Source organism: Blastococcus sp. KM273129 (assembly GCF_021698995.1).
GTDB lineage: Bacteria > Actinomycetota > Actinomycetes > Mycobacteriales > Geodermatophilaceae > Blastococcus.
This window is the reverse complement of sequence record NZ_SSXB01000126.1, coordinates 1-7,454: the sequence shown is the minus strand read 5'-3', so window position 1 is coordinate 7,454 and position 7,454 is coordinate 1. Positions and strand designations below refer to the sequence as shown.

The following is a 7,454-nucleotide window of genomic DNA, read 5'->3' as shown; positions in this document are numbered from 1 at the left end:
CACCGGCCGAGCACGAGGACACCTTCTACCGGCACAACCCCGCGGCGGCTACCGTCGCCGCGTCAGTTTCGAGCCTCCACTGAACCCGGGGCGGGACAGGGCCGTCGACGTGGGTGGCCCGGTCGGTGCCGGGTGGAAAGGCACGGTGCAGTGCCGGCACCCACAGCGTCTTCTCGTGCGCGGCCGAGCTGAAGTGCCGCCAGAAAGCCAAGCATCAGTTCGGCGACAATCTTGCCCGGCGGTACGGCCGGGCCGCCGGCGCTACTGATGGCGTAGCGCAGGCTTTCGCGGGACTTCTCGTGACGTCGACGCGGTGGCGGTTTCGGGTGCGGTACAGCGGGGCGAAGACCACCTGGCCGGCCGACCTCCAATGTCCTTCCTCAGGAGGCACGGTCGAGGAACTGCCGGCGGGCCCGGTTGATGGTCTCCGCGGTGCTCATGGGCAGGTCCATCTCGTCCTCCCCGTCGTGGACGTCCACGATGCGAGCGACGTAGGTCTCGGCCTCGGCGCGGTTGCCCTTGTGGTAGGCCACCCACATCGCGTCCAGCAGCACTTGCTCATCGTCCGGCGCCACGAACAGGGCGGTGGCCGAGGCGGTGCCGGCGGCGGCCAGGTCGCCGTCGGCGAGGGCGGCGGTGACGACCTGGTGGGCGACGTCGCAAACCGCGGCGGTGAATGTGAGGTCCAATCCGTCCAGCCACTCGTAGCCGGCCGGGCGCTGGGCGAACGGCGGGCCAGACACCAGCTGAAGGGCGGCCAGCAGGTCGGGCAGGCCGTCGTTCCCGCGGACAGCGGCGCGGGCGCGCAGCTGACGGAATAGGTCGGCGTCGACTAGCACGCCGGTCAGCATGTAGCGGCCGCGGTGGCCCGAGCTGAGGTGCTTCTGGCCGGTGGCGGGATCGGTGCCTAACCAGGCGCGGGCGCCGGCGGTGACCCGGTGGACGTAGGCGCGGGCGCTGACCGGGTCGGCCTTGCCGCCGCGGGCAGGCTGCAGCGCGGTGGCGGCCTCGTCGGCGGTGGCGCCGTGCGGGCGGGTGGCGAGGTAGGCGACCGTCTCCTCGTAGCGGCGCCGCAGCCCGGACCGGGCGACGGCCGCCTCATCACCGTGCGCGCGCAGGGTGACCGGTCCGAGCAGCGTCAGCCGCGGCCGGGCGCATTCTGGCGACCACCAGTCGGCGAGATCGCGGTCGAGTCGGGCGAGGTCGTCCTCGATCCGGCAGCGCACGTCGGCCGGCGCCGCACGCCCCGGCGCCTCGGCGGCATCGCTCGCCGACGACATCGTTCGGGCGGGAATGTCGGTCTGCGAGCGCGGCGTGGCATCGCCTGCTGCGGCAGTGGTGGACCGGCGTGCGGCCGTCTGCGGGGCGGCCAGTTGGACCCGTGGCTCGGTGATGCCCGACTCGGATGCGTCGTTGCGGAGGGCGCCGGCGGCGTCGGTGTGCACCTGCCAGGGGCGGTCGCCGGCGGCGACGGGGATCGGGTCGTCATCGGAGTCACGCTCGAAGGCCAGCAGCGTGGCGATGTCGCGACCCTGCTCGGCGGTCAGTTGTGGAGCCGGTAGCCGCAGCCCCAGTGCCGGAACGAGCAGCGACCCATCGTCCGTCAGCGTCAGCAGCCACTCGTCGCCGGCCTCCCCCGGGTCGACGCCGAGCAGGAGTGCGACCGCGGCGCGCCGCTCGCGGGCGCGCAGAGCAGCGGCGATCTCGACCAGTTCGCCGCCCTGATCCGGCGAGCGTGGGTTGAGGACGACCTGCGGCATCCAGCCGTCCCCCGCCCCGGCCCGCAACCGCCCGTCCAGCACGTCGTCGGTGTCCCGCTCGGCCGCTTCCCGCAGCGCGGCGTGCAGAGCGGGGTCGTCGGCGGTGTCGGTCGGGTGGACCCGGTGCGGTGCCAGGTCGAGCAGTTCCTCGCCGAAACCGACGGTGGTGACGGTGAGGTGGTCCGACCAGCTGTTGACGGCCATCTCGGCGGCCAGGTGCCGGGCGAAGTCCATGCGGCGGTCGACCGGTCCGGTCACGTACACGGCGCCGAGGCGTTCAAGGTCGAGCAGCCAACGGTCGCCGCCGTCGGTGCCAATGGTGACCAGAGTCGGATATGGCGCCAGGCGAGCCCGGGCCACTTCGGTGGCCACGCCGGTGTCCCGGTCCAGCCGCCCGAACCACCACAGGCCGGTGTCGTCGGCGGTCCACGGTTCGGGCGGCGGGCGGTCGGCGGGGGTGTGCAGCCGCAGCGCGAGCCGGCCGCCGTGCAGTCGGGCGGCGACGACGTCGGGCAGCGGCCCGTCGGGGTGCTCGGAGATCCGGACGGCGAGTCCGCGCAGCGCCAGGTCGAGCGCGTCGTAGTCGGCCGTACCCGCGTCGGCCGCCGAAGTGACGACCGTCTGGGTGGCCGACAGCCCCTTCGGGAGCGGGATCAGCCGTCGGCCAGGGCGGCGGCGGCGCAGCCGCTGGCGGCGGTGCGCCAGCCACGTCGCGCCCACACCTGCGGCGAGCAGTGCCCCGCTGCCGGCGAGAACGGCCGCCAGTTCCGCCGGGAACTGGTCCCCGTCGGCATCGACGGCATCAGCGTCGGCTGCCGACTGCACCGGTTCCTCGGCTGGACTCTGCGATGTCGGCGAGGCGGCGGGGGTCGATGAGGGCTCCGCCGGCACGGCTGGCTCGTCCTCATGCGGCGGGGGTGGCGGCGGTGCCTCCTCCGCCGGTGGTTCGGGGGTGGCCGGCGAATGAGAGCCAACGGCTGCCGGGTCTACGGGCGGGAGGTCGAGGACTTGCCCGGGGAGGATCAGGTCGGGATCGGTGAATCGACCGCCGCCAGGAAGTGGTTCGCCGGCATTGAGGGCGTAGATCGGCTGCCAGCCGTCCAGGCCGTGTTGCTCGGCGATGTCGGTGAGGGTGTCGCCGGGCCGCACGGTCACCTCGTCGGCCATCCTGTCGACCACGGGGAGGCTGGCGTCGGGCGGAAGGACCAATACCCAGCCCGGACGGATCAGTCCCGGATCGGAGAGCATCGCGCCGTCGGGCTGGGGCCGGCCGCGGTTGAGCTCGAGGATTTCCTCGAAACGGGTCCAGTCGCCCAGGTAGCGGGCGGCGATGCGGCCGAGAGTGTCGCGCGGCTGCACCGAGTAGGTCGGACCGGCCGCGGGAGGTGCGGTAGGCGGGGTGTCGGCTGGCGGGGCGGGCGCCGGCGGCGGCTTCTCGTGGTCAACCGACTGTTCGGCGACGACCGGCGGACCGGCCACGGCCGGAGCGGCCAACAGCGGTGCGCTGGCGACACCGAGGACGGCGGCCACCAGCAGGCCGGCGAGCTGCTGTGGGACCGCCAGGCCGGGCAGCCGCAGCGGTGGCAGGCCGCGCAGCTGACTGACGAGCTCGACGGCCACCGACAGGGCGAAGCACGCCCAGGCACACCAGCCGATCACCACGAGCAGTCCGAGGAAGACGGCGCCGGTGTCCGGTCCGCTCAGCGCAGTGGTCACCCGAGCCCAGGAGGGCAGCTCGTCGGGCAGGTAAGCGCCACCGAGCTGCCATAGCGCAATGGGGACGCCGGCGACGGCGGCCGCAAGCGCCAGAAGGGCGAGCAGCTGGCGCAGCACGTCGAATGCCCGCGGTGGCGTGGTCATGGGCCCGCTTCCCCGTTCTGGCCGGTCCCTGTGATCAGGTCGGCGGTGCCGGAGCCCTCCACCGTGAGGGTGGAGATGCCGATCAGGCCCAGGAAGGTCGTGGGCTGGGTGATAGTGGTGGTCACGTACAGGGTGTCGCCGTCGACGACCGTCACCGCGCCCTGCACGTCGTTGCGGTCGAGGTAGTCCTGCGCAGCGGCGACCGCGGCGGTCGGGTCGACCTGCACCTGTCCGGCGAGGGCCGCGGAGATGTCGAGGGCCTGTCCGCCCGCGCGGGCGGCCTCGTCGGCGATGGCGTTGGCGCGCTGGGTGGCGGCCACCTTCGCGCCGCCGTCGACGGCCAGCCCGATGATGAGCAGCAGCCCGGGAACGAGGACGGCGAGGAAGACGCCGATGGCGCCGCGGTCTCCGTCCGGCCGTCGGCGGCGGTGGTAGCCGGTCATCGTTCGCGGTAGGCGTCGACGGGGCTGATGAACGAGGCCTCCACGGTGACGGATCCGGGCAAGCCGGGGGCGAGCAGATCGGCCATGCCGACCACGCAGGTGATCGACACCGTGACGTCGCCGGGCTGGCCGAGCGGGGCCTGGAAGCCGGCGGTGTCGACGTCGACCGTGGTGCCCTCGCAGCGCAGATCCTGAGCGTCCAGGGTGCGCTCTGCCTGGGCGCCGGCCCGTGCGGCGGCGGTGGCAGCGTCGGGGGCGAGCGAGGCCTCCCGGGCGGCGGCCCGTGCGGCCTCTTGGACGGCACCCTCGGCGATCTGGGTGCGTCCGGCGACGACGGCGAAGGACAGCAATAGGAGCAGCGCCGGAGCCAGCAGCGCCAGCTCGACCGACACCGACCCTCGCTCCGTGGGCTGGGTGTTCATGGTGTGGGCCGTTCCACTGGGCCGATTGCGGTCTGGGTGACCGACCAGCCCGACAGCCCAGGGAAAAGGCTGAGGGAGGTGCCGGTGACGGTCACCTCGATGCTGCTCGGTGAGCCGGCCACGGTCACGTCCCGCGCGGTGAGCAGGTCCTGCGCGGTCTGGTCGAGGAAGCCCTCGGCGGCCGACTGGGCGCGCGCGGTCGAGGCGGGCTGCACGCGGCCCTCGCGGGCGCCCTCCTGGGCGGCGCCCAGCGCGATCGAGCGGGCGTAGAACCACAGAGCCGCCTGGATCAGTGTCATCACCAGCAGCAACACCACCGGAAAGGCGACCGCCAGTTCCACCGAGGCCGCACCGCGCTCGCCCGACATCCGTCGGCGCACCACGCCGCCGGCCCGGCTGCCCGCAGCAGGGCAGGGCCGGGACACGGCCGCAGGGCCACACGGGCTGGCGGGGCGAGCCACGGGCCCGGCTACTGGATCTGGGCCGACCGAGAGGTGACCGCGTTGGCGATCACGGCCACCAGCGCGACGGCGATGCCGATCAACGCCACAGTGATGATCACCTGCTCGACCGACAGCGAGCCGCGCTCCGGCTCGTCGCGGAGATCGCGCAGCCGGTCGCGCAGCTGCGCGCCGACGATGGTCAGGAGAGTGAGTATCGAGGTCATCGGAATTCCTCTCGGGTCAGGGTCACCGGGTCAGGTGGCCATGAGGCGGGCCAGTGCGGGATAGAGGAAGAGCAGCAGAAAGGCGATCGACAGCAGAGCGACGGGAGCGGTGAGCTTCTCGCTGGCGGTGTTGGCCGCCGTCTCCTCCTCGGCCAGCAACTGGACCCGCAGCGACTGCGCGCGGGCCCGCAGCGTCGGCGCGATCGACGCGCCCTCCGAGGCGGCGACCTCGGCGATGTCGGCCACGTCGGCCAGCTCGCCAACACCGGTGTCGGCGGCCATCCGGCGCAGGCCGTCCCACGGCGGATCGCCGGCCAGCCGGGCGGCGACCAGCGCGTCGGTGATCCGCCGGAACACCCAGCCCTCCCCCACGCCGGCGGCCCGCTCCAGGGCGATGGTGGGGCCCTCGCTGGCGTCGCGGCGCAGGCTGACCAGATCCAGATAGGACGCCAGCGCCCGCCGCATCTCCCCGCGGGCCTCGGCGGCCTGGTCGCGCACGACCAGGTCGACGACGAGGAACAACACGCCAGCCAGCGCCAGCGACCCGGCCACCGGCACCACCACCGGCAGCCGGACGCCGGTCACGGCGAGCACGGCGGTCAACAGTGGAACGAACACCGCGCCGAAGGCGGCCAGACCCGCCTTGCGGGCGGCGTAACCCTCCGGCGTCCAGCCGATCAACGCCAGCGCCTGGGACGGCGCACTCCTCCCGGCGGCGGGCAGCCGGGCGGCGGCCCAGGCACCGGCGCGGCCGGTCACCCGTGCCCACCGGTCGCCTCCCTCCGGCATCGGCCCCACCGGGACCGGCGCCGCGCCCCGGTCGAGGCGGGCCAGCGCGTCGGCCAACCGCGGCTGCTCGACCACGAGAACGGCCCGCAGCAGCAGGAACGCGCCGAGACCGACGACCGCGCCGGAGCCGATCAGCAGCGCCTGGGTGCCGCTCATGGGACCGGCAGCTCGTTCGGCTCGAGACCGGGAACCCGCAGGCTGCGGTCGGGATCGACCAGGAAGCGTGGGGACGGCGCAGGGGCGGTGAGCCGGCGCATCCACAGCAGGCAGGCGACGATCAGCCCGGCGATAGCGGCCAGCACCAGCTGCCCGACTCCCGTGCCGTAGGGAGCCAGGTAGTCGCCGTTGAGCGCGGCCAGCCCGGATGCGGCGACGGTGATCAGCAGCAGCCACCGGGCATTCGCGCGGGGCTTGGCGCGGTCGGCCTCGACCTTGCGCCGCATGGTTACGTCCTCGGTGAGGCTTCCCGCCAGCTCGGTCAGCACCCGCGCCAGCCCCGGCCCGCGCAGCTCCGCACCCATCAACAGGGCGGCGACGACCAGGTCCCCGGCGGCGTCGTCGAGATCGTCGGCGAAGGCCAGCAGCGCCCGGGACGTCGGCCAGCGCGCCTGAAGCCGCGCGGCCAGTGCCGCCACCTCCGCCGCGATCGGCTCGGGAGCGGTGCGGGCCGAACGAATCAGCGTCTGCTCCAGCCCGCCGCCCGCCGCCAGTACGTCGGAGGTGCGGCGCACCCACTCCTGCAGCGCCTCCAGCCGCTCCACGGTGTCGTTGCCGCCGGAGAACTGCGCCAGCAGCCACGGCACACCGATGACCGCCAACCCGGTCAGCACGCCAGCGACCGGCCAGCCCGAGGCCACCCACACCACCGCCGCCGCAACGGCGGCGGCCACCCACAGCGCCCGCTGCCGCCGCACCGCCGGGCGGTCGGCCCGCGCCGTCGGACGCGGCTGGCGGCGCCGCGGCCGAGCCGGCGGTTCGGGGGCGGTGAGGGCGTGGGCGGCCAGCAGCAGGCCGCCCATCAGCAGCGCCCCGCAGACGCCGGCAAGCAACCCCGTGCCGCTCACCGTTGTCCCCCGACCGCGCTGGCCCAGCGGCCTGGCCGGAGCCAGTCGGGATCGAAGCCCACCCGGACGTAGTCGGCGAGGTCCACCGGATCGTGCTCGGGTACGGCCCTGCCGTCGGGGCCTGGGGCGAAGACGTCGGTGACGGCCGGGCGCCCCCCGTCCCCGATGCCGTTGCACTCGAGGACCTGGCTGACGAACCGGTGCCGCTCGCCCCCGATCCACCGTTCGTCCACGGTGGTGATGTGCACGATCAGGTCGATCGCCGACGCGCAGGACCGGTAGGCATGCTCCGGGGTGACCGCGGCGCGGCCGCGCATGCACAGGTTGGCCAGCCGCTCGAGGGCGTGGTGGGCTGAGCCTGAATCCACCGGTCCTGAGCGGGTGATCGGTGTGGCAACGAGAAGAGGGTGCTTCTGAGCTGGACGATCACGGTTACCAGGCCAAGATCG

The 7,454-nt window shown here is 74.0% G+C and carries 8 protein-coding genes; all 8 read right to left on the bottom strand.

What is annotated here, in order from left to right; translation table 11 throughout:
* Positions 1-380: 380 nt before the first annotated feature.
* Positions 381-3,620, bottom strand: a complete 3,240-nt coding sequence (locus tag E9565_RS21045) for a LysM peptidoglycan-binding domain-containing protein (protein ID WP_236836660.1) — start codon at positions 3,618-3,620, stop codon at positions 381-383.
* Entirely contained in the window at positions 3,617-4,063 is a 447-nt protein-coding gene (locus E9565_RS21040; RefSeq protein ID WP_236836659.1) for a hypothetical protein, read from the bottom strand. The genes E9565_RS21045 and E9565_RS21040 overlap by 4 nt, the downstream gene beginning before the upstream one ends.
* A complete protein-coding gene (locus E9565_RS21035) occupies positions 4,060-4,455 on the bottom strand; it encodes a TadE/TadG family type IV pilus assembly protein (RefSeq protein ID WP_236836658.1) in 396 nt (131 codons plus the stop codon). Before E9565_RS21035 ends, E9565_RS21040 begins: the two co-directional genes overlap by 4 nt.
* A gap of 26 nt (positions 4,456-4,481) precedes the next feature.
* Positions 4,482-4,826 carry a TadE family protein gene (locus E9565_RS21030; RefSeq protein WP_236836657.1) on the bottom strand — a complete coding sequence of 115 codons (345 nt, stop codon included), beginning with the start codon at positions 4,824-4,826 and terminating at the stop codon, positions 4,482-4,484.
* Positions 4,827-4,954: 128 nt separating this feature from the next.
* Positions 4,955-5,152, bottom strand: coding sequence for a hypothetical protein (locus E9565_RS21025; protein ID WP_014375310.1), 198 nt, complete (start codon positions 5,150-5,152; stop codon positions 4,955-4,957).
* Positions 5,153-5,182: 30 nt separating this feature from the next.
* On the bottom strand, positions 5,183-6,097 hold the full coding sequence (locus E9565_RS21020) for a type II secretion system F family protein (RefSeq protein ID WP_236836656.1): 915 nt from the start codon (positions 6,095-6,097) through the stop codon (positions 5,183-5,185).
* Complete coding sequence (locus E9565_RS21015; protein ID WP_236836655.1) at positions 6,094-7,005, bottom strand: type II secretion system F family protein; 912 nt, start codon at positions 7,003-7,005, stop codon at positions 6,094-6,096. The genes E9565_RS21020 and E9565_RS21015 overlap by 4 nt, the downstream gene beginning before the upstream one ends.
* Positions 7,002-7,373: a CpaF/VirB11 family protein gene (locus E9565_RS21010; protein ID WP_236836654.1), complete on the bottom strand. Its 372-nt coding sequence runs from the start codon at positions 7,371-7,373 to the stop codon at positions 7,002-7,004. The genes E9565_RS21015 and E9565_RS21010 overlap by 4 nt, the downstream gene beginning before the upstream one ends.
* Positions 7,374-7,454 lie beyond the last annotated feature (81 nt).

Bases quoted from the DNA above. Each gene is read 5' to 3' on its own strand.
- E9565_RS21045 (WP_236836660.1), bottom strand. From the start codon at position 3,620: ATGACCACGCCACCGCGGGCATTCGACGTGCTGCGCCAGCTGCTCGCC.
- E9565_RS21040 (WP_236836659.1), bottom strand. From the start codon at position 4,063: ATGACCGGCTACCACCGCCGCCGACGGCCGGACGGAGACCGCGGCGCC.
- E9565_RS21025 (WP_014375310.1), bottom strand. From the start codon at position 5,152: ATGACCTCGATACTCACTCTCCTGACCATCGTCGGCGCGCAGCTGCGC.
- E9565_RS21020 (WP_236836656.1), bottom strand. From the start codon at position 6,097: ATGAGCGGCACCCAGGCGCTGCTGATCGGCTCCGGCGCGGTCGTCGGT.